The organism is Kribbella sp. NPDC004875, from assembly GCF_042873375.1.
Taxonomy (GTDB): Bacteria; Actinomycetota; Actinomycetes; order Propionibacteriales; family Kribbellaceae; genus Kribbella.
Window position 1 is genome coordinate 135,390 of sequence record NZ_JBIALI010000005.1, and the last position, 19,332, is coordinate 154,721.

18 protein-coding genes are annotated in these 19,332 nt (G+C 69.5%); 12 read left to right on the plus strand and 6 right to left on the minus strand.

What is annotated here, in order from left to right; all coding sequences use genetic code 11:
- Window positions 1-35: 35 nt before the first annotated feature.
- The 9 genes from ACFYRH_RS27105 to ACFYRH_RS27145 all read left to right on the plus strand — a co-directional run bounded on the left by ACFYRH_RS27105 (window position 36) and on the right by ACFYRH_RS27145 (window position 8,878).
- Window positions 36-947 (plus strand): TatD family hydrolase, encoded by a 912-nt coding sequence (locus ACFYRH_RS27105; RefSeq protein ID WP_387781074.1) that lies wholly within the window; start codon window positions 36-38, stop codon window positions 945-947.
- Between the two features lie 26 nt (window positions 948-973).
- Window positions 974-1,393, plus strand: a complete 420-nt coding sequence (locus ACFYRH_RS27110) for a hypothetical protein (protein ID WP_387781077.1) — start codon at window positions 974-976, stop codon at window positions 1,391-1,393.
- Window positions 1,390-2,442 (plus strand): hypothetical protein, encoded by a 1,053-nt coding sequence (locus ACFYRH_RS27115; RefSeq protein WP_387781079.1) that lies wholly within the window; start codon window positions 1,390-1,392, stop codon window positions 2,440-2,442. Before ACFYRH_RS27110 ends, ACFYRH_RS27115 begins: the two co-directional genes overlap by 4 nt.
- A gap of 89 nt (window positions 2,443-2,531) precedes the next feature.
- Window positions 2,532-2,840: a hypothetical protein gene (locus ACFYRH_RS27120; protein ID WP_387781082.1), complete on the plus strand. Its 309-nt coding sequence runs from the start codon at window positions 2,532-2,534 to the stop codon at window positions 2,838-2,840.
- 21 nt (window positions 2,841-2,861) lie between these two features.
- Complete coding sequence (locus tag ACFYRH_RS27125; protein ID WP_387781085.1) at window positions 2,862-3,476, plus strand: nitroreductase family protein; 615 nt, start codon at window positions 2,862-2,864, stop codon at window positions 3,474-3,476.
- Between the two features lie 216 nt (window positions 3,477-3,692).
- The gene (locus ACFYRH_RS27130) at window positions 3,693-4,826 is read left to right on the plus strand and encodes a ubiquitin-like domain-containing protein (protein ID WP_387781088.1); all 1,134 of its coding nucleotides are present in this window, start codon (window positions 3,693-3,695) and stop codon (window positions 4,824-4,826) included.
- 16 nt (window positions 4,827-4,842) lie between these two features.
- Window positions 4,843-5,721 (plus strand): 16S rRNA (adenine(1518)-N(6)/adenine(1519)-N(6))-dimethyltransferase RsmA, encoded by an 879-nt coding sequence (rsmA, locus tag ACFYRH_RS27135; protein WP_387781091.1) that lies wholly within the window; start codon window positions 4,843-4,845, stop codon window positions 5,719-5,721.
- Window positions 5,722-5,905: 184 nt separating this feature from the next.
- Window positions 5,906-6,838, plus strand: coding sequence for a 4-(cytidine 5'-diphospho)-2-C-methyl-D-erythritol kinase (locus ACFYRH_RS27140; protein WP_387781094.1), 933 nt, complete (start codon window positions 5,906-5,908; stop codon window positions 6,836-6,838).
- A gap of 147 nt (window positions 6,839-6,985) precedes the next feature.
- Complete coding sequence (locus ACFYRH_RS27145) at window positions 6,986-8,878, plus strand: GTP-binding protein (protein ID WP_387781097.1); 1,893 nt, start codon at window positions 6,986-6,988, stop codon at window positions 8,876-8,878.
- A gap of 100 nt (window positions 8,879-8,978) precedes the next feature.
- On the opposite strand, the gene ACFYRH_RS27150 is transcribed toward ACFYRH_RS27145, so the two are convergent.
- Window positions 8,979-9,827, minus strand: coding sequence for a fructosamine kinase family protein (locus tag ACFYRH_RS27150; protein ID WP_387781100.1), 849 nt, complete (start codon window positions 9,825-9,827; stop codon window positions 8,979-8,981).
- A gap of 49 nt (window positions 9,828-9,876) precedes the next feature.
- Between ACFYRH_RS27150 and ACFYRH_RS27155 the strand changes: the two genes are divergently transcribed.
- Entirely contained in the window at window positions 9,877-11,697 is a 1,821-nt protein-coding gene (locus ACFYRH_RS27155; protein WP_387781103.1) for an ABC-F family ATP-binding cassette domain-containing protein, read from the plus strand.
- Window positions 11,698-12,292: 595 nt separating this feature from the next.
- Here the strand turns inward: ACFYRH_RS27155 and ACFYRH_RS27160 are convergent.
- Window positions 12,293-12,790, minus strand: a complete 498-nt coding sequence (locus tag ACFYRH_RS27160) for a MarR family winged helix-turn-helix transcriptional regulator (protein WP_387782534.1) — start codon at window positions 12,788-12,790, stop codon at window positions 12,293-12,295.
- A 96-nt stretch (window positions 12,791-12,886) separates the two neighbouring features.
- Here ACFYRH_RS27160 and ACFYRH_RS27165 point away from each other — a divergent pair, with 96 nt between their 5' ends.
- Both ACFYRH_RS27165 and ACFYRH_RS27170 read left to right on the plus strand, forming a co-directional pair.
- A complete protein-coding gene (locus ACFYRH_RS27165) occupies window positions 12,887-13,684 on the plus strand; it encodes a methyltransferase domain-containing protein (protein ID WP_387781105.1) in 798 nt (265 codons plus the stop codon).
- A 2-nt stretch (window positions 13,685-13,686) separates the two neighbouring features.
- The gene (locus ACFYRH_RS27170; protein WP_387781108.1) at window positions 13,687-14,034 is read left to right on the plus strand and encodes a VOC family protein; all 348 of its coding nucleotides are present in this window, start codon (window positions 13,687-13,689) and stop codon (window positions 14,032-14,034) included.
- 43 nt (window positions 14,035-14,077) lie between these two features.
- Here ACFYRH_RS27170 and ACFYRH_RS27175 read toward each other — a convergent pair whose 3' ends face one another.
- From ACFYRH_RS27175 to ACFYRH_RS27190, 4 genes are all read right to left on the minus strand, one after another.
- Window positions 14,078-16,540 (minus strand): ABC transporter permease, encoded by a 2,463-nt coding sequence (locus ACFYRH_RS27175; protein WP_387781111.1) that lies wholly within the window; start codon window positions 16,538-16,540, stop codon window positions 14,078-14,080.
- 1 nt (window position 16,541) lies between these two features.
- The gene (locus ACFYRH_RS27180; protein WP_387781114.1) at window positions 16,542-17,321 is read right to left on the minus strand and encodes an ABC transporter ATP-binding protein; all 780 of its coding nucleotides are present in this window, start codon (window positions 17,319-17,321) and stop codon (window positions 16,542-16,544) included.
- Window positions 17,322-17,455: 134 nt separating this feature from the next.
- Window positions 17,456-18,121 carry a response regulator transcription factor gene (locus ACFYRH_RS27185; protein ID WP_387781117.1) on the minus strand — a complete coding sequence of 222 codons (666 nt, stop codon included), beginning with the start codon at window positions 18,119-18,121 and terminating at the stop codon, window positions 17,456-17,458.
- Entirely contained in the window at window positions 18,121-19,299 is a 1,179-nt protein-coding gene (locus ACFYRH_RS27190; protein ID WP_387781120.1) for a sensor histidine kinase, read from the minus strand. The genes ACFYRH_RS27185 and ACFYRH_RS27190 overlap by 1 nt, the downstream gene beginning before the upstream one ends.
- Window positions 19,300-19,332 lie beyond the last annotated feature (33 nt).

A 19,332-nucleotide genomic window follows, 5' to 3' on the forward strand; every position in this document is an offset into this window, starting at 1 on the left:
ACAAGCCGTCACCGGCGGTCAGTAATCTGGCTTCCATGGCTGATGGTGTGGAGGTGGGGCGACCTACTCGGGAGCGGGCCGCGGTGGGGGAGGACGGGCGGTCGCGGGACCGGAGCCGGCCGGCGGTGCCGGATCCGTTGCCGATGAGTGTGGTCGACGCGCACTGCCATCTCGACATCGCGGACGGCGAGGACGGTGACTGGCTCGGCCCCGCCGAGGCGATCAAGCTGGCGGCGTCGGTCGGCGTCACCAGAATCGTGCAGGTCGGGTGTGACCTCCCGGGCGCGGTGTGGGCGGTGGAGGCAGCCGCGCAGTACCCGAACCTGATCGCCGGCGTCGCCCTGCACCCGAACGAGGCGCCGAAGCTGAAGGATGCCGGCGAGCTGGACAGCGCGCTGGCCCAGATCGAGCGGCTGGCGTCCAGCTCGGACAAGGTCCGGGTGATCGGTGAGACCGGGCTCGACTACTTCCGTACCGGCGCGGACGGGCAGGCGGCGCAGCACGAGTCGTTCGCCGCGCACATCGACCTGGCCAAGCGGCTGGACAAGACGCTGATGATCCACGACCGGGACGCGCACGAGGACATCCTCCGGATCCTCGACCGCGAAGGTGTTCCGGACCGCCTCGTCATGCACTGCTTCTCCGGCGACACCGAGTTCGCCCGCGAGTGCGTGAACCGCGGCGCGTTCCTGAGCTTCGCCGGCGTCGTGACCTTCAAGAACGCCCAGTCGCTACGGGACGCGCTCGCCGTCACCCCGCTGGACCGCATCCTGGTCGAGACCGACGCGCCGTACCTGACGCCGTCCCCGTACCGCGGCAAGCCGAACGCGTCGTATCTGATCCCGCACACCGTCCGCAAGATGGCCGACGTCCTCAACATCTCCGTTGCCGAACTCTGCGAAGCCCTCAACACCAACGCCGACCAAGCCTTCGGCGGCCCCTGGTAACCACCCGGGCCGGATAATCTGAGCCGGTGGATTTCGACACGGTAGACGCTCAGGTGATCGCGCTGGCCGAGACGTTGCGCGACGCCGACGAGGCCACCGTGGCGGCCGAGGTCGCGCGGCTGAAGGCATTGGCGGAACAGATCGACGACGAGCGTTCCCGCGGGCTGGCCCTGATCAGGGCGGAGAAGCTCCCCGAGCTGATCAGTGGGCCGAAGGCGGGTACCAGTCCGCAGTACTGGCGTGCGGCGAGCCTCGTCACGCAGGTGGTCAACGACAGCGGCTCGCCGGCCGATCAGATCGCTCACGCCGAGCGCGCGATCCGGGAGATCGGCACGTTGGCCCGGCAGGCCCCGCGACGCGAGTTCCGCACGATCTTGCGGATGAACTCGACCCTCAAGCGCCTGATCGAGCGCCGCCGTGCCGAAGGACCGGCCGGCGGATCGTGACCGGCCCCGTCGAGATTTCTCGGGAATCCTGGGAGTACCGGCTGGTCGCCGCGGTCGTCGCCGTCGTCGATCAGCGTGTCGGTGGTACGGCGGCCGCGCCGCGAACCCGGTGGAACGGGCGAGTGCTCGTGGACACCGATCCGGACTTCCTCGGTGCCGTGGATGACGACGGCAACCTGTGGGTCTCGGACGGCAACATCCTCGAACCGTTGCGCAAGGCAAGGGATCTCGATCGGTCACTCACGGGCGGCGAGGTCCTGGAGATTCGCGACGCGATAGCGACGCTGACCCACGAAGCCGTGCACCTCCTGGCGGAGTCCGGCGATGGGTCCGCACCGGACGCCCACCCGTTCGACGCCGCGGCCGAGGCCGACAACGAGGGCCGCACCGAGCATTGGACCCTCGTCAACCTCGACGGTGTCATCCACGACGTCTTCCCGCATGCCGGGCTGGAAGCGGTGGCGGCTGAGGTCCTGGCCGAGACGAGTATCGACGCCTATCCCGCCTACACCCCCGCCGCCCGCGACCTCGATCAGGCGCTGGCTGAGCGCAGTGGACTGACGAGTACCGAGGTCACCCAGAAGCTGATCCTTGCCGACGACACCCAGCGCTGGAACGTCGCGGTCGACCTGGTGATCGACGAACGCCTCGTCAAGCCGGGTCTGATGCCCGAAGCCCAGCGGTCCGAGGTCCGGAAGCAGTTGATCGCCCCGATACACGCCGCACTGTCCGGGCTGGAGGCGGTCGAAGCCGACGAGTCGCTCGGGGACGACGCGAGGTCCGCCGCGGCCACGGAGGCAGCCCGGACGGCGATCGCCGGGCTGGACACGGAGCTCGACAAGATCGAGCGGAAATACCAAGCCGAGCAGAAACAATCCAGCGAGCTCAGCCGTCTGCGGGGGTTGACCGATGCTCAGGCGCCGGCTTCCGGGGCGCCCAAGTGGAGTACGGACCGGGCGCCGTCGGAGCAGGCCACCAAGGGCCTGCCTCGCAGGCAACATCGCGGGCAGCAGACCGACCGGCCGCAGTCGCCCGGACGCTCGTCGTGAACTTTCTCTGGAGCGTTGCGGGCGGCTGTGCGGAAGCGCAGGCTGAAAGGGCCGGCGCTGATCCGGTGCCGGCCTCGAGGGGAGGGGCCATGAGTGTTCTGATGACGATGCGCGTCAGCGGGGATCCGACGGCGGTGGAGAAGTTCGCGGCCGACGAAGGGGCGATGTTCCGTGAGGTGGTGGCCGACGCGACCAGCCGGGGGCTGATCTCGCATCACTTCTACGGCAACGAGCGGGAGCTTCTGGTCGTCGACGAGTGGCCGGACGAGGCGTCGTTCGAGGCGTTCTTCAAGCACTCCGGGCCGCAGATCGAGCAGATCATGACCGCGGCCGGGGTGACGACCGAGCCGACCGTCGAGTACTGGCGGCACCTGGAGGTCGGCGACGACGTCGGGTGAGGTTGCTGGTAGACACACCGCATGGAGTTCAGTGAGGTCGTACGGCGTCGGCGGATGGTGCGGAACTACGACCCGGACCGGCCCGTGTCCGACGAGGTCCGGGAACGCATCCTGGAGAACGGTCTGCGGGCCCCTTCGGGCGGTTTCAGCCAGGGCTGGGCGTTCCTGACCCTGGAAGGCCCGGACCGGGAGCGGTACTGGCGGATCGCGGCCGAGGATCCGGACCCGAAGTATGTTGAATGGATCACAGGCCTGCGCCGGGCGCCCTTGCTGATCCTGGCCTTCGCGCACAAGGACGCGTACCTCGATCGGTACACCGAACCGGACAAGGGCTGGACCGATCGCGACGAGGCCCATTGGACCGCGCCGTACTGGTACGTCGACACCGGAATGGCCGTCCTGCTGATGCTCCAGACAGTCGTCGACGAAGGCCTGGGAGCCTGCTTTTTCGGGCCTCCCGCGGAAAAAGTGGGTCGGTTGCTGAAGGAGTTCGGCGTACCCGAGGGCTTCGACCTGGTCGGGTTGCTGTCGGTCGGTCACCGGGCCCCGGACAGGCGGTCGCCATCACTGAAAAGGGGTCGCCGGACGACCGCCGAAGTGGTGCATCGGGGGCAGTGGGGTCATCACGCCGAGTAAGGGGCCCGTTACACCTTTTCGCGACTCGCCGACCAGGGGATTGGCACTTCCGCTACTTCTTCGTTATGGTCCCGTGATGTTGGCCGGGATCGGGGAAGATCCCGGGCAGCACGCCCCTCGGCGTTGACCCCTCATTCCAGGCAGCCAACCTGGCGTGCGCGGCCGGTGCCTGTGCTGTCCGACCCCGTGCCCGGGTAGCCCTACCTGGGAGCGTTAGTGCGTAAGTCCATCATCGCGGCCGTCGGTGCGACGGCTGCGTTCGCCGTCGCGGGCGGCTCTGTGGCATATGCCGTGAAGAGCAAGACGGTCAGCGTCTCCGTCGACGGCCAGGTGCGGAAGGTGCATACCTTCGGCTCCACCGTGGCAGACGCCCTGAAGGCCGAGAAAGTTCAGACCGGAGACCACGACCTGGTCGCGCCGGCTCCGGACTCCAAGCTCAAGGACGGCCAGGAGATCTCGGTCCTCTACGGCCGGCAGCTGACCGTGAACGCCGACGGCGCCAAGAAGGCCTACTGGACCACGGCCGACAGCGTGAACGAGGCGCTGGCCGACCTGGGCCTGCGGTACGACGGAGCTCAGCTGTCCACCAGCCGGAGCGCGCCGCTCGGCCGGCAGGGCCTGGAGCTGACCGTCACCACGCCGAAGACGGTGCAGATCGTGCACCAGGGCAAGACCGTGACGATCAAGTCGCTGGCCGGCACCGTCGGCCAGGCCCTGACGCAGGCGAAGATCGCGTGGGACAAAGACGACCGGATCACCCCGGCCGCGGCGACTCCGCTGAAGCTCGGTGTGAACAAGGTCGGTTTCGTGCAGGTCGTGCAGAAGACCGTCACCAAGAACGAGGCGATCGCGCACGGCACCGCCAAGACCGAATCGGCGACCCTGCTCGAGGGCACCACGAAGACCACGACCAAGGGCACCGACGGCGCGAAGGCCGTCACGTACCTGTACACCTACCTGGACGGCAAGCTGTCGACCACGAAGGTGGTCGGGGCGAAGCTGGTGACCAAGGCGGTCGACGAGCAGGTGCTGGTCGGCACCAAGCCGAAGCCGGCCGAGCCGACCACGACGACGACCGACACCAGCAAGCCGGCGGCGCCGAGCGGTGGCAGCGGCGCCTGGGACCGGATCGCCGCGTGTGAGTCCGGTGGCAACTGGGCCGCGAACACCGGCAACGGGTACTACGGCGGTCTGCAGTTCGACCACGGCACCTGGGCGGCGTACGGCGGTACGGCGTACGCGAACAACGCCAACGGTGCGTCGAAGGCGCAGCAGATCGCGATCGCGGAGAAGGTCAAGGCCGACCGCGGCGGCTACGGCGCGTGGCCCGTCTGTGGCAAGAAGGCCTGAGTGAAACACTGACGAGGTGACCTCGTCTGATTCATCGACATCAGCCGGACCGAGACTGCTCGGTCCGGCTGATGTGCGTTCGCTGGCCGCTGCTCTCGGGGTCCGCCCGACCAAGCAGCGTGGGCAGAACTTCGTCATCGACCCGAACACGGTCCGCCGGATCGTCAGGGCCGCCGGGCTGACGGCCGGTGAGACGGTGCTGGAGATCGGGCCCGGGCTCGGGTCGCTGACGCTGGCGCTGCTCGCGGACGGGCACCGGGTCACCGCGGTCGAGATCGACCCGCTGCTCGCGCGGGCGCTGCCGTCGACGATCGCGACGTACGCGCCGGAGCAGGCGAAGGACCTGACGGTCGTCGAGGCCGACGCGATGGAGGTCGGACCGGCCGAGATCGGCGAACCGACCGCCTGCGTCGCCAACCTGCCCTACAACGTCGCCGTACCGGTCCTGCTGCACCTGCTCCAGGTGTCGGACTCGCTACGGCACGGACTCGTGATGGTGCAGTCCGAGGTCGCGGACCGGCTCGCCGCCCCGCCGGGGTCGCGCACGTACGGCGTACCGTCCGCGAAGGCCGCCTGGTACGCCGACGTACGCCGGGCCGGCCCGATCGGCCGGAACGTGTTCTGGCCGGCACCGAATGTGGACTCCGGGCTGGTCGCCTTCGAGCGCCGGGACCCGCCGGCGACGCCGGCCACCCGCGAGGAGGTGTTCGCGGTGATCGAGGCCGCGTTCTCGCAGCGCCGGAAAACGATCCGTTCCGCGCTCGCCCGCTGGATGCCGGACCGCGAGCGGCTCGACGAGGTGTTCCGCGCGACCGGCATCGACCCGCGGTTGCGGGGCGAAATGCTCGGGATCACAGAGTTCGCCGCGCTCGCGGGTGCAGCCAGGACTGTGTAAGGCACCTAGGGCATGTCGCGGTCTTCCGCGCCTACTGTGCGGCACTCGGCGGGCACCTCGCGGCACTGTGACGGAGGACACGATGCTAGAGCATCGCGACCTCCGCCCCAGCACCGCGAGGCACTCCGCCGAGTACCTGCTCGCGACGGCGCGGAAAACCGCGACATGCCCTAGCCTGTGCGACGTGCCACCTTCTGTTGAGGTCACGGTGCGGGCGCCGGCCAAGATCAATCTCGGTCTGTCGGTCGGTCCGCCGCGCCCGGACGGGTTCCATCCCGTCGCCACGGTGTACCAGGCCGTTGCCCTGTACGACGACGTCACCGCCGCGGTGCGGGACGACGACGGCGAGGTCTCGGTCGAGATCTTGGGGGACTTCGCGGACGACGTCCCGACCGACGAGACCAATCTCGCGGTGCGGGCGGCCCGCCTGCTGCAGGCGGAGTACGACGTCGACGAGGGTGTCGACCTGACGATCCGGAAGACGATTCCGGTGGCCGGCGGGATGGCCGGCGGCTCGACCGACGCGGCGGCGACCCTGGTGGCCTGCAACCGGCTGTGGGGGCTGCAGTTGACGCAGACCGAGCTGCAGCATCACGCGGGGGAGCTCGGCAGCGACGTACCGTTCTGCCTGGTCGGACACACCGCGCTCGGGCAGGGGCGGGGTGAGCAGGTCACCGAGGTGATGTCCCGAGGGACCTTCCACTGGGTGTTCGCGATCGCCGAGGGTGGCCTGTCGACACCGGAGGTGTACGGCGAGCTGGACCGGCTGCGGCCGCTCCGCCGCGTCGAGCCACCGCAGGTCCGTCCGGAGCTGATGTCGGCGTTGCTGTCCGGTCAGCCGGGGGCGCTCGCGGTTGCGCTCAGCAACGACCTGCAGGCCGCGGCGCTGTCGTTGCGCCCGGAGCTGGCCGACACGCTGCAGTTCGGCCTCGACCAGGGCGCGCTGGCGGCGCAGATCTCCGGATCCGGCCCGACCTGCCTGTTCCTGGCCGCCGACAGCCGCAGCGCGGTGGACCTGGCCGTGGAGCTCGCGGAGTCCGGCCTCTGCCGGATGGTGCGCCAGGCCGAGGGCCCGGTCCCCGGCGCCCGCATCCTGCCGGCAATCGTCAGCCGCTAGAAAATCGCTCGTCCACCGGCCGCGGCCGGTGCTACGGTCCGGGGATCCGCATCGACAGACAGGAGACCGGGATGCGCCGCGCATCGATCTACCTCATCGGTACTGATCGTTTCGACGCATTCGCGAGGACTCTTGAACTCTCTGACGATGGGCATTGTTGCGCATGTCGACGCCGGTAAGACCAGCCTGACCGAGCGGCTGCTGTACGCCGCCGGCGTCATCGACCGGGTCGGCCGGGTCGACGACGGGAACACCCAGACCGACTCGATGGATCTGGAGCGCAAGCGCGGCATCACGATCCGCTCCGCCGTGGTCGCCTTCGCCCTCGGTGACCTGCCGGTCAACCTGATCGACACGCCCGGGCACTCGGACTTCATCGCCGAGGTCGAACGCGCGCTATCCGTGCTGGACGGTGCGGTGCTGGTGCTGTCGGCCGTCGAGGGCGTGCAGCCGCAGACGCGGCTGCTGATGCGTACCCTCGATCGGCTGCGGATCCCGACGCTGCTGTTCGTAAACAAGATCGACCGGGTCGGCGCCCGGTACGACGACCTACTGGCGGACATCCGGCGGTTGCTGACCCCGGCCGCCGTACCGATGGGGACCGTGACGGACCTCGGGCAGCGCTCCGCGCGCTACGTCCCGCTGCCAGTGCGCAACCAGGTGCTCGCCGAGCTGCTTGCCGAAGGCAACGATGACTTCCTGGAGCGGTACCTCGACGACGCCGACGTCGATCCCGCCGACGAGCTCGCGCGGCAGGTCGCGGCGGCGTCGGTGCACCCGGTGTACTTCGGCTCGGCGCTGATCGGGACCGGCGTACCGGAACTGATCGACGGCATCCGAACCTGGTTGCCGCGAGCAACCGGATCGCCCGCGGAGGAACTGTCGGCGCGGGTGTTCAAGGTCGAGCGCGGCGCCGCGGGGCAGAAGATCGCGTCGGCGCGGATCGTCACCGGCATGCTGCCTGCGCGTACGCCGGTTCCGGTGCAGCCGGTCGACGGGACGGAGTACCTGGCGCGACCGACCGGGATCGAGGTGTTCTCCGACGGCGGCCGGGAGGCGGTCGACCGGGCCGAAGCCGGGCAGATCGTGGCGCTGCGCGGGCTGAAGAGCGTCCGGATCGGCGACCAGCTCGGGGTCCGCAGCAAGCGGGTCGGGCAGCTGTTCGCGCCGCCGACGCTCGAGACCGTGGTGAGGGCGCGGGACCGGGTGAAGCTGTTCCAGGGGCTGACCCAACTCGCCGAGCAGGACCCGCTGATCAGGGTCCGCAAGGCCGACGACATCACCGTGAGCCTGTACGGCGAGGTACAGAAGGAGGTGATCGCCTCGCTGCTGGCGACGGAGTACGGCGTCGACGTCAGCTTCAGCGAGACGACACCGATCCATGTCGAACGGCTCAACGGGACGGGCGCGGCGATGCGCGACATGGGGGCGCCGGAGAACCTGTGGCCGGCCGGCGTCGGCTTCCGGGTGTCACCGGTTGCCGAGGGCATCGAATACGAGCTGGAGGTCGAGCTCGGCGGGATGCCGCGGGCCTTCCACACCGCGATCGAGGAGACGGTCCGCCAGACGCTGCACCAAGGGCTGTACGGCTGGGAGATCCCGGACCTCCACGTCGCGCTCACGCATACGGCGTACTCGAGTGTCGCCACCACCGCCGCCGACTTCCGCCGGCTCGTCCCGCTGATCCTGACGCAGGCGATCCAGCAAGCCGGTACGACGGTCCTCGAGCCCGTGAACCACTTCGAGCTGGACGTCCCGTCCGACACCGTCTCGCGGATCATGGCGCACGTCGCCGAGTGCCGCGGCGTCGTCCTGGAGACCACGCTCACGCCGACGCAGGCCCACCTCGAAGGCACCGTCCCGGCCGCCACCACGCACGCCTTCGAGTCCCACCTCCCGCCTCTCACGCGGGGCGAGGGGATGCTCGCGACCAGCTTCCACAGCTACACGCCCGTCGCCGGTCCCGCACCGACCCGGGCGCGGACGGACGGCAACCCGCTGAACGAGAAGCAGTACCTCCTGCACCTCAACCAGGCGTAGGAGGCGGACATGCACCACTCATCAACCGACGTCTTCGCCCACGCCCGCCGCCTGGCAGGCCGGTGCGATTGGGGGTTGGTGAGTGGTGGCGGTCCGCTTTCTAGTCGAAGCGTTCGAGGATGGTGTGGATCTCCTCGACCGTGTCGGTGACGTCGGGGGTGTGGGCGGTGATCGAGAGGAGCTCTCGCAGGTGGAGGAGCGGGAGACGGTCGCGCCAGCCGGGCTCCAGCGGGTGGAACTCCTCGTAAGCGGTGAAGAACTCCTCGGCGAGGTGCCCGTAGATGAGCAGGGTGGCGAGGTCGGCTTCGGGCCAGCCGTAGTGGACGGCCGGGTCGATCATGCCGGGGTTGCCCGAGGGCCCGGGCAGCAGGTTGCCGTGCCAGAGATCGCCGTGCAGGAGGGACGGCGGCTGGGCGGGGACCAGGTCGGCCAGGCGGCCCGCGACGCGTTCGAGGCGCCGGCGATCCACCTCGGGGAGCTGGTTGTGACAGTTCGGGACCTCGAGATAACGGAGCAGCCGGTGCTCGGCGAAGAACGCGTGCCCGTCGCTCGTCCACGGGTTCCGCTGCGGCAGGATCCCCAGGTAGTTGTCGTGGTGGTACCCGAACTGGTCCGCGGTCTGCCGGTGCTGCAGGGCCAGAGCCCGCCCGGCGTCCTCCCAGTACGTCGGCGACGCCTCCGCCGTACCCAGGTCGGACAGCACGATGAACGTCGGCGCCACCCGCAGCACCTCGGGTACGGCGAATCCGCCGGCCACTCGGAGCGCGTCGAGGCCCTCCGCCTCCAGCGCGTACAGGTCGGGCGGCAGGTCGTCCTGCGTCTTCACGACCACCGACCGACCCAGCGTCGTACGCACGCGGAAGGTCTTGCTCGCGTACCCACCCTCGAGCGGATCCGCCGAAACGGCGTCGCCCAAGGACAGGCCTTCGACCCAGGCAGTAGTCAGCACCTGGACGATCCTGGCACGGCTGTCGCGGTCGGCTACCCTTGGGCGCGTTATGGCGGCACCTAACTTGGTCAATCTGGAAGCTGTTTCGAAGGGCTTCGGGACCCGTACCCTGCTCGACTCCGTCTCCCTCGGCGTAGGCCGTGGTGAGCGCGTCGGCGTGGTCGGGCGCAACGGCGACGGCAAGTCGACGCTCCTGCAGCTCCTGGCGCGCCGTGCGGAGCCCGACAGCGGCCGGATCACACACAACCGCGACCTGCGGCTCGGGTACCTCGGGCAGAGCGACGACCTCGACCCAGGGCAGACCGTGCTGCACGCGGTGCTCGGCGATGTCGAGACCTACACGTGGGCGGCCGACCCGCGGGCACGGTCGGTGATGGAGCACTTGCTCGGTGAAGTCGACCATCAGGCGCTGGTCGGCAGCCTGAGCGGTGGTGAACGCCGGCGGGCGTCACTCGCCAGGCTGCTGCTCACCGAGGTCGACCTGCTGATCCTCGACGAGCCCACCAACCACCTCGACATCGAGGCGGTCAGCTGGCTCGCTGACCACGTGGTCGACCGTGCCGGCGCTTTGATCGTGGTCACCCACGACCGCTGGTTCCTGGACGCGGTCTGCACGGAGACCTGGGAGGTGCAGGGCGGCCAGGTCTCGTCATACGACGGCGGGTACGCCGCGTATGTACTCGCCAAGGCCGAGCGCTCGCGGTCCGCGCAGGTCACCGAGACCAAGCGGCAGAACCTGCTCAAGAAGGAGCTCGCCTGGCTGCGTCGCGGCGCTCCGGCCCGGACCAGCAAGCCGAAGTTCCGGATCGACGCCGCGAACGCCCTGATCGAGAACGAGCCGCCGCCGCGGGACAAGCTCGCGCTGTCCCAGCTCGCGACCTCGCGGCTCGGCAAGGACGTGTTCGACGTCGAGGACGTCAGCCTGAGCTTCGGCGAGCGGAAGATGCTCGACCACGTCACGTTCCGCCTCGGCCCCGCGGACCGGATCGGCCTGCTCGGCCCGAACGGCGCCGGCAAGACCACGTTCCTCAAGGTCCTCACCGGTCAGCTCGCGCCGGACCGCGGCCTGGTGAAGCAGGGGAAGACCGTCCGGATCGCAAACCTGTCCCAGACCCTCGACGAGATCGACGGCACGGTCACGGTGCTCGATCACATCACCGCGATCCGTCGTACGGCGGCCCTCGCGGGACGGGGCGGTGAGCTGACCTCCTCGCAACTGCTGGAGCGGTTCGGGTTCACCGGCGACAAGCTGACGACGCGGATCTCCGACCTGTCGGGTGGTGAGCGGCGGCGGTTGCAGCTGCTGCGGATCCTGCTCGACGAGCCGAACGTGCTGATCCTCGACGAGCCGACCAACGACCTGGACGTCGAGACGCTGACCGTACTGGAGGATTTCCTCGACAGCTGGCCGGGCGTGGTCGTCACCGTGACCCACGACCGGTACTTCCTGGAGCGGGTCAGCGACATGGTTTACGCGATCATGGGTGACGGCCGGGTGCGGCATCTCCCGCGTGGCGTCGATCAGTATCTCGAGGAACTCGAGGCCGGAATTCCGCGGCGGGCGGCGGCAAATGCGTCGACACCGGCGGCCGGGATGTCCAGTGATTTGACGGCCGCCGGAAATGGCCAGGTCGTTGAACGTCCGACGGCTGACGCGGCAGTGGCCCGGGCGGCGAAGAAGGAGCTGAACCGGATCGAGCGGCAGCTCAGCAAACTCACCGAGACCGAGGCGAAACTGCACGACCAGCTGGCCGCCAGCGCGAGCGACTACGCGCGGCTGGCCGAGCTGGACGCCGAACTGCGCAAGCTCGCCGACGAGCGCGGCGAGCTGGAGACCGCCTGGTTCGAGGCGGCGGAACGCGCCGAGTAGCCGACTCCCCTCGCTGACCATTTGAGGGGTTAACCCTTCAGATGCGCCGTTCCACAGGCGTATGCGCGGGGCGAAGGGGGCAATTGAGGGGTGAACCCATGAAAGGCGCGGGGGGCGGGGGCGTGGGGCGGGGAGCGTTGCGAGGGCGGGGGCGGGGCGAGAGGGCGTTGGGCGGGGGCGGGGGGGCTTGGGAGGGGCGTGAGCCGCGGCGCACCCTCCGATCCCCTGTGATTCGGAGGGGTGCGCCGAGCTCGTGGGTGAGCGGGCCCCGTGCCGGCCGGCGTTGTTCGGGCCCCGAGCCCCGGACACCGTCGACCGCTTTCGGCGGACCACCTCTTGCCGCCGAAGTCACCGTGTTCTGACGTTGTTCTGACGTTTTGTAGTCGATTGGCCACCGACGGTGATGACCCTAGTCGTGGCCCTCACCAGTGTCGATAGTCGTCGGCTACAGCAGTCTCACGATCTCGTTGCAACTAGCAACGATTGGGACCGGGGGGAAGTGACGGGTCGTCTTTTCGGATTATTCCGACACAATTCCGTCGTGCGTTTGCCGGCGCCGGAAAGAATCTGCCGACGGCGACAAACCGACTGTTTTCTAGTGCTTTTCCAGGTCGAACGGCCGGACGAGCTCACGCAGTACCCGGGCGATCTTCTGCTGGTCGCGGTCGCTGAGGCCGCCGAGCAGGGCGCGCTCGTGGGTGAGCAGGTCGGCCATCGCCGCATCGACCTTGTCCCGGCCGGCGGTGGTCAGCTGCACCAGCACGCCGCGGCGGTCGCTCGGGTCGGGGAGACGCTCGACGAGGCCGCGGGCGGTCAGCCGGTCGACCCGGTTCGTCATCGTGCCGGACGTGACCAGGGTTTCCTTGAGCAGCTTGCCGGGGGAGAGTTGGTACGGCGTACCCGCGCGGCGGAGGGCGGCGAGGACGTCGAACTCCCACGATTCCAGGCCGTGTGCGTCGAACGCCTGACTGCGCGCGCGATCCAGGTGCCGCGCGAGCCGGCTGACCCGGGACAGCACCTCCATCGGCGCCACGTCGAGATCGGGGCGCTCGCGGCGCCAGGCCTCGATCAGCCGGTCGACCTCGTCCTCCATGCAGTCGAGGGTACCCATCAAGACTCTTGACATCAAGACACCTGGTGCAGCAGAGTATCTCGACGTCAAGATAAATTGCGAGAAAGGTGCTGACCGATGCGCACGTCACCGGTGTGGAGTCCAGTGCAGTACGGCACGTACGCCGACGAGCGCGCCCGCCCGTTCCGCGACCTGGTCGACCGCGTCCACGCGGACCACGTGCAGACCGTCGTCGACCTCGGGTGCGGTCCCGGTGCGCTCACCGCGACGCTGCGCGAGGTCTGGCCGGAGGCCGCGATCCGCGGGATCGACAGCTCACCGCAGATGCTCGAGGCCGCCGCGGAGTACGCCGACGACCACCTGAGCTTCGAGCTCGGCGATGTGCGCGAGTGGGCGCCCGAGCCGGGCTCGCTGGACGTGATCGTCACCAACGCGACGCTGCAGTGGGTCCCGGAACAGCTCGACCTTTTGCCCGGGTTCGTGCGCGCGCTGCGGCCGGGCGGCTGGCTGGCGATCCAGATCCCCGGCAACGGCAACGCCCCGTCGCACGCGATCCTGCGCGAACTCGCCGGCACCGAGCCGTACGCCGAGTACGCGAAGGACGCGTCGCTGCGTCCCGACGTACCGGGGCCGGCGGAGTACGTCGACGCGCTGAGTGCCGAGGGGTGCGTGGTCGACGCGTGGGAGACGACGTACTTCCACCTGCTGTCGGGTGACAACGCCGTACTGGAATGGGTGAAGGGGACCGGCGCACGGCCGGTGCTGCAGTCGCTGCCCGACGACCTGCGGCCGCGATTCGAGGCGGAGTACGGCGCTCGGCTCGCGGAGGCGTACCCGCAGAAGGACTACGGGACGGTGCTGCCGTTCCGCCGGATCTTCGCCGTTGCCCAAAAGATCGCGCAGCAGAAGGGCTGACGATGCGACTGGATCACGTGCAGGTGTCGTGCCCGCCGGGCGGCGAGGACGTGGCGCGGGCGTTCTACCGGGACGCGCTCGGGATGACCGAGGTGGCGAAGCCGGAGTTGCTGAAGGCGCGTGGCGGGTGCTGGTTCAAGGCCGGCGCGGCGGAGATCCATGTGGGAGTGGAGGAGGGGTTCACGCCCGCGAAGAAGGCCCATCCGGCGTTGGCTGTCGAGGATCTGGATGCGCTGGCGTCCAAGCTGGAGAGCCTGGGGTTCCCGGTGAAGTGGGACAACGAGACGATCCCGGGCCGCCGGCGGTTCCACACCGCCGACGGCCACGGGAACCGGATCGAGATCGTCTGAAGCGGCTCGCCCGGCCCCCTCGAGCCGGGCGAGCCGCCGGCTTCTACTCGGTGGCCAACGCGCCGGCCGGGGCGACCTTCGCTGCCCGACGAGCGGGCAGTACCGAGGCGAGCAGACCCGCGACCGCTGCGACGGCGGCGATCGCGATCAGCAGCGTTCCGGGTACGGCGTACTCGACGCCACCGTCGACGGTCTGGCCGCCCATCAGCGCACTCGTCCCGGTCCAGCCGTAGATCAGGCCGAGTACGATCCCGAGACCGGCCGCGACGAGTGCCATCAGCAACGATTCCACCGCGAGCATCCGGCGGAGCTGACGGCGCGACAGCCCCATCGCCCGGAGCAGGGCGTTCTCCCGCGTCCGTTCCAGCACCGACAGACTGAGCGTGTTCCCGACGCCGACCAGCGCGATCAGCACCGAGACCCCGAGCAGACCGATCCCGACGATCAGCAGGACGTCGAAGATCTTCGTGTAGCTGGTCCGCTCGGCCAGACCACCCTCGACGCCGAGGTCCTTCACGGTCGGGATCGACTGCTGGACGGATTCGATCACCTGCGAGCCGTTCGCCTTCGGATCCGACGCCAGCCAGTACCCGGTCACCGGCGCGTTCGGTGCCAGCTTCGCCAGATCGGTCGAGGCCACGGTGATCGGGTCGAGCCCGGTCGCCAGCTGCGCCTTCACCGTGAGCTTGTGCTGTCCCGACACGATCGTCAGCGGCGTACCGTTCTCGGCCTTCAGCAGGTTCATCGTCGGGTAGTCGAGCAACGCCGTACCCGGCACGAGCTGGTTGACCAGCTCCGGGTTGTGGATCACGGAGCCGGCCGCGGCCTGGTCGATGCCGGTGACCGGGAGCTCCTGGCCGCCGGCCTTCACCGTCACCTTGCTGATCGGGACGACCTGCGTGATGCCCTTGATGTCGCGCAGCTGCTGCTCCGCGCCGGCCGGCATCTTCTCGTTGTAGGCCGTCACCATCAGGTCGACCGGGTATTGCCCGTCCATCGACACGTCGAACGTCTTGCGTACCGAGGCGATCCCGACGCAGGTGAGGCTGATCAGCGTGACCCCGATGAGCAGGGCGGACGTGGTGGCCGCCGTCCGCTTCGGGTTCCGGACGGCGTTCGCGACGGCGATCCGGGCGGGTACGCCGCCACCTCGGGCCGGGAGCGCCCCGATCAGGCGGATCAACGCCGGCACCAGCAGCGAACCGATCGCGAGGATCCCGAGGAACGAGAGCGCGCCACCCGCGACACCGATCAGTACCTGGTGTTGCGACGCTCCTGCCGCGAGCAGCAGACCGCCTCCCGCGAGCAGCAGGAAGCCGAGGATCAGACGCAGTACGCCGGCCTTCGACGCGGCCGCCGGGGCGGCCTCGGGGCGCAGCGCGGCCAGCGGGGCCACCTTGGTCGCGCGCCGCGCCGGTACGACGGCGGCGACGAGCGTGGCGACCGTCCCGAGCAGCAACGGCAGGAACACCGACGACAGGTCGAGATGCAGCGGGACGGCCGGGATACCCCAGTCGAACTCGCGGGACAACGCCAGCGACAGCGCCGACAGCGCGACCCCGAAGACCACACCGATCGCCGACGCGATCGCGCCGACCACGGCCGCCTCGGCCAGGACCGAGGAGAACACCTGCCGCCGGGACGCGCCGACACAGCGCAGCAAGGCCATCTCGCGGGTGCGCTGCGCGATCACGATCGTGAACGTGTTGCCGATCACCAGGCAGGCGACGAACAGCGCGATCACGGCGAACATCCCGAACACACCACCGAGCACGTCGATGCCGTGGGTGAAGCCCTCCACCTCGTGCTGGATGTACGCCGTACCGGTGTAGGTCCGCAGGTCCTTCGACACCGCGGCCTGCGCGGCGTCGGCGAGTTGCTGCTCGGTGACGCCGGGCTTGCCGGCGATCGCGATCGCGCGGGTGTACGCGCCCGGTTCGAAGATCTTCAGCGCTGCGGGCGTCGCGACCGCGGAGGCGGTTCCGACGTTCTTCGAGTCGTCGAGCAGGCCCACCACGGTGACGGTCCAGGACTTGCCGTCGTACGAGCTGATCCGCAGCGTCTGGCCGACGGAAAGCTTGTGTTTGGCGGCGGTCCGGGCCGGCAGCGCGATCTCGTTGGTTGCGGTGGGCAACCGGCCGGACGACGTCCCGGGACCGGCGATGTGAGTGGTGTCGTAGAGCGCGTCGATCGGGAGCGACGTCGGGCGGACGAGACCGGGGTACGACGCCTGCAGGAACGCCGTGGTCAGCGTGACGACCGAGGCGGCCTGCGGAATCTTCTGCGCCTTCGCGATGTCGTCCGGCGAGATCGTCGCGTTGCCGGTGGCGACGACCGCGTCGACCCCCTTGTACTGCGCGCCGATCGTCTCGTCGACGCCGTGTGACGCGGACGCGTGCACGATCATCGCGAGCGACCCGAAGCCGACCCCGAGGACGATCGCCAGGCAGGCGGCGATCAGGCGGCCCAGGTGGGCGCGCAGCGAGGAGAGGATGGAGCGTCGCACGTCAGGCCCCCAGCCGGCGCAGCGCGTCGAGGACGCTCTCCGGGGTCGGCTGCTGCAGCTCACCGGCCAGCTTGCCGTCGGCGAGCATCACCACACGGTCGGCGTACGACGCGGCCAGCGGATCGTGGGTCACCATCACCACGGTCTGGCCGAACTCGCGCACCGAGCGGCGCAGGAAGCCGAGCACCTCGGCCCCGGACCGCGAGTCCAGGTTGCCGGTCGGCTCGTCGGCGAACACGACCTCCGGCCGGCCGACCAGGGCACGTGCGACCGCGACCCGCTGCTGCTGACCACCGGACAGCTCCGACGGCCGGTGCGTCAGCCGGTCCTGCAACCCGAGTACGTCGATCAGCGTGCCGAGCCACTGCTGGTCGGGCTTGCGGTTCCCGAGCTCGAGCGGGAGCAGGATGTTGTCCTTCGCGGTCAGCATCGGCAGCAGGTTGAACGACTGGAACACGAACCCGATCCGGTCCCGGCGGATCTTGGTCAGTTCCGCGTCCGGCAGCTGGGTCAGCTCGGTCTCGCCGAGCAGCACCTGGCCGCCGGTCGGGGTGTCCAGCCCGGCCAGGCAGTGCATCAGGGTCGACTTGCCGGACCCGGACGGGCCCATGATCGCGGTGAACCGGCCGACGCCGAAGTCGACCGAGACGCCGTCGAGCGCGGCGACCGCGGTGTCGCCCTGTCCGTACACCTTGCGCAGCTCGTGCGCCCGGATCGCGGTCCGCGGCTGGCCGTCCTGCGGCACCCGCCCGGCCGCAAGCTGCCCGGTCTGCAAACTCATGTCACTCCTTGGTTCAAACCCGATGGTGAACCAAAAGTTAGTGATCACGAGGCCCGCGTACGTCGGACCAGAGTGGGGACTCCACGTCCTACCTGGGTAGTACGTCGGCCCCTGGGTCTTACATCGTCCGGGTCCTACTTCGTCGGCCGGACCAGCCCGGTCTCGTAGCCCAGGACGACGAGGGCGACCCGGTCCCGCAGGCCGGTCTTGGCGAGGATGCGGCCGATGTGCGTCTTCACCGTTGCCTCGGACAACGTGAAGAGCTTGGCGATCTCGGTGTTCGACAGGCCGCGGGCGACCTCGATCAGCACCTCACGCTCGCGGGCGGTCAACTCGGCCAGGTCCGGCCGTTCGGTCTGCGTGTCGGGCAGGGCGCCGGCGAAGTGCTCCAGCAGCCGCTTCGTCGTACTCGGGGAGACGACCGCGTCACCGGAGTACACCTGGCGGATCGCGTTCAGCAGGTCCGCGGGCGGGGTGTTCTTGAGCAGGAAGCCGGCCGCGCCGGCCTTGATCGCGGCGAAGGCGTACTCGTCCAGGTCGAAGGTGGTCAGCACGATCACCTTGGGGGCCTGTGGCAACGACTGCAGCTGCTGGGTGGCCTGGACGCCGTCCAGCCGCGGCATCCGGACGTCCATCAGTACGACGTCGCACGCGGTGACCTGGATCTTCTCGACCGCCTCGCCACCGTCACCCGCCTGCCCGACGACGCGCATGTCCGCCTGGGAGTCGACCAGCATCGTGAATCCCGCTCGTACCAGTTCCTGATCGTCCACCAGGAACACCCGGATCACGTCGTCCATCACTCTCCAGTCGGCAGGTTGTACGGCAGCTTGGCGATCACCTCGTAACCGCCGCCCGCCTTCGGTCCGGCGCTCACCGTACCGCCCGAGACCGAGGCGCGCTGCCGCATCCCGACCAGGCCGTGACCCGGGTCCGAGCTGGGCGCGACGCCGGCGCCGCGACCGTCGTCGGTGACCACCACGGTCAGCATCTCGCGACCGAAGTCCAAGGCGACGGAGGTGCGCGCTCCCGGCCCGGCGTGTTTCAGGGTGTTCGTCAGCCCCTCCTGCACGATCCGGTACGCCGTGAGACCGAGCAGTGCCGGCAGATCGCGGGGCTCGCCGGTCACGTCGTAGCCGACCGTCAGCCCGGCTTCCCGGACGTTCTCGATCAGCTCCGGCAGCGACGAGACGCCGGGCTGCGGGCGGGGCTGGTTCGGGTCCAGTTCGTTCTGCTCGTCCTGTTTCAGCAGGCCGAGCATCTTGCGCATCTCGCTGAGCGAGGCGCGCCCGGTGTCGCCGATCGTCGCCAGCGCCTTCTTCGCCGCCTCGGGGGACTGGTCGGCGGCGTACAGTCCACCGTCGGCCTGGACGATCATGATCGACAGACCGTGCGCGACCACGTCGTGGATCTCGCGGGCGATCCGGGTCCGCTCGTTGCTGACGGCCAACTTCGCCTCACGGTCGCGGTCCCGCTCGAGTTGGGCGGCTCGCTCCTCGAGCTGAGCGACGTACAGACCGCGGGTACGGCGGCGCTCGCCGAACGCCCACACGCCGAAGACGACCGCGCCGAGCGCGACCATCATCGTGACCTGCTGCTTCCAGTCCGAGTTCGCCCAATACCTCGACGTCGCCATCAGGACGCCGAGACCGCCGATCCCGAGGGCGATCCGGCTCAGGCGGACGTCGCCGTACACGGAGATCGCGTAGAGCGCGACCAGCAGGCCGACGTTGCCCAACTGCAGCTCGACGTCGGCCAGCCATTGCAGGAGCGCGACCGAGCAGACGCCGAAGAAGACCAGCTCGGGGTGTGTGCGGCGCCAGATCAGCGGAACCAGCATGCCGAACGCGAGAAGGCCGCCGAAGTGTGCCTGGGCGAGCGACAGGAACCCGAACGTCATACACAGCCCGCCGGCGAGGAACAGGTCGAACGCCCTGCTCCGGGCAGGCAGCGGCCGCGCGGTCAAGATCCCCGTCATGCGAGCCAGGGTACGGGGGCGCCGTCCGGCACG

Excerpts from the sequence above, each read along its gene's own strand:
- ACFYRH_RS27105 (WP_387781074.1), top strand. The coding sequence starts at position 36 with ATGGCTGATGGTGTGGAGGTGGGGCGACCTACTCGGGAGCGGGCCGCG.
- ACFYRH_RS27120 (WP_387781082.1), top strand. The coding sequence starts at position 2,532 with ATGAGTGTTCTGATGACGATGCGCGTCAGCGGGGATCCGACGGCGGTG.
- ACFYRH_RS27125 (WP_387781085.1), top strand. The coding sequence starts at position 2,862 with ATGGAGTTCAGTGAGGTCGTACGGCGTCGGCGGATGGTGCGGAACTAC.
- ACFYRH_RS27145 (WP_387781097.1), top strand. The coding sequence starts at position 6,986 with ATGGGCATTGTTGCGCATGTCGACGCCGGTAAGACCAGCCTGACCGAG.
- ACFYRH_RS27155 (WP_387781103.1), top strand. The coding sequence starts at position 9,877 with ATGGCGGCACCTAACTTGGTCAATCTGGAAGCTGTTTCGAAGGGCTTC.
- ACFYRH_RS27160 (WP_387782534.1), bottom strand. The coding sequence starts at position 12,790 with ATGGAGGACGAGGTCGACCGGCTGATCGAGGCCTGGCGCCGCGAGCGC.
- ACFYRH_RS27165 (WP_387781105.1), top strand. The coding sequence starts at position 12,887 with ATGCGCACGTCACCGGTGTGGAGTCCAGTGCAGTACGGCACGTACGCC.
- ACFYRH_RS27170 (WP_387781108.1), top strand. The coding sequence starts at position 13,687 with ATGCGACTGGATCACGTGCAGGTGTCGTGCCCGCCGGGCGGCGAGGAC.
- ACFYRH_RS27180 (WP_387781114.1), bottom strand. The coding sequence starts at position 17,321 with ATGAGTTTGCAGACCGGGCAGCTTGCGGCCGGGCGGGTGCCGCAGGAC.
- ACFYRH_RS27185 (WP_387781117.1), bottom strand. The coding sequence starts at position 18,121 with ATGGACGACGTGATCCGGGTGTTCCTGGTGGACGATCAGGAACTGGTA.
- ACFYRH_RS27190 (WP_387781120.1), bottom strand. The coding sequence starts at position 19,299 with ATGACGGGGATCTTGACCGCGCGGCCGCTGCCTGCCCGGAGCAGGGCG.